Origin of the sequence: Kitasatospora sp. NPDC093558, from assembly GCF_040683475.1 — a bacterium.
In the GTDB taxonomy this organism is placed as follows: Bacteria; Actinomycetota; Actinomycetes; order Streptomycetales; family Streptomycetaceae; genus Kitasatospora.
In genome coordinates, this window is the sequence record NZ_JBFBDY010001262.1 from 1 (window position 1) to 1,245 (window position 1,245).

1 protein-coding gene and 1 pseudogene are annotated in these 1,245 nt (G+C 72.0%); both read left to right on the forward strand.

Annotated elements, in window-relative coordinates:
- On the forward strand, positions 1-1,031 hold a 1,031-nt coding region (locus tag AB0O00_RS40195), incomplete at its 5' end, for an ATP-binding cassette domain-containing protein (protein ID WP_363659613.1).
- Positions 1,015-1,245: pseudogene (locus AB0O00_RS40200) on the forward strand (ABC transporter permease); the annotation flags it as partial. The gene AB0O00_RS40195 and the pseudogene AB0O00_RS40200, both read left to right, overlap by 17 nt.

Consider the following 1,245-nt stretch of genomic DNA (forward strand, 5'->3'; position numbering starts at 1 on the left):
CCAAACTCGACGCCCGCGGCATCGAGAAGCTCTTCGCCAAACTGCGCGGACTCCAGGAGCAGGGCGTCGCCTTCCTGTTCATCTCGCACCACCTGCAAGAGGTCTACGAGCTCTGCAGCACCGTCACGGTCTACCGCGACGCCCGGCACATCGTCACCGCCCCGGTCGCCGACCTCGACCAGCACGCCCTGGTGGAGGCGATGACCGGCGAGTCCTCCCGCGGGACGGAGCCCAGCTGGTCGGCGGCCGGCCGAGCGCTCCCGCAGGACGCGCCGCCGCTGCTCGACGTCACGGGCCTGAGCCTGGCCGGCCACTACGGGGACGTCGACCTGACCGCCCGGCCCGGCGAGGTGGTCGGCCTGGCCGGCGCCGCCGCCAGCGGCAACGTGAAGCTCGGCGAGACCCTCGCGGGACTGCACCGCCCCGGCGCCGGGACCGTCACCGTCGCCGGACAACCGGTGCGCACCGGAAAGGTCCCCGCCGCGCTCGCGGCCGGCATCGGGTTCGTCCCCGAGGACCGGCACATCCAGGGACTGATCCCGCAGCGCAGCGTCGCCGAGAACGCGACCCTCACCGTCACCGACCAGCTCGGCCCGTACGGCACCGTCCTGCCCTCGCGCACGCGCAGCTTCGCCCAGCGCATGATCGGCGACCTGGACATCAAGACCCCCGGCCCCGCGACCCCGGTGTCCGCGCTGTCCGGAGGCAACCAGCAGAAGGTCGTCATCGCCCGCGCGCTGGCCACCGAGCCGCACGTCCTGGTCGCCATCCGCCCGACCAACGGCGTCGACATCAAGTCCAAGGAAGCCCTGCTCGGCACCATCCGCCAGGTCGCCGACGACGGGAAGTCCGCCCTGATCGTCTCCGACGAACTCGACGACCTGCGCGTCTGCGACCGCGTCCTGGCCATGTTCCAGGGGCGCGTGGTCGCCGAGTTCGCATCCGGCTGGAGCGACGAACAACTGGTCGCGGCCATGGAGGGCATGTCCGGCCCGACCGACACGAAGGAAAGCAATGTCTCCCACCACTGAGCTCCCCGAGCTCCCCGGCGCGGCCGTCGACGCCCCCGCGGGCCGCCGCCTCGACCTCGCCCGCTACCGCGATCTGTCGCTCGTCCCGGTCCTGTTCGTGCTGGGCGTCATCGGCTTCATCGTGTCGCCGGCGTTCCTCACCTCCGACAACCTCCTCGGCGTCGGCCAGCAGGCCACCGAACTGAGCCTGCTGGTCCTCGCCGAGGCGCTCATC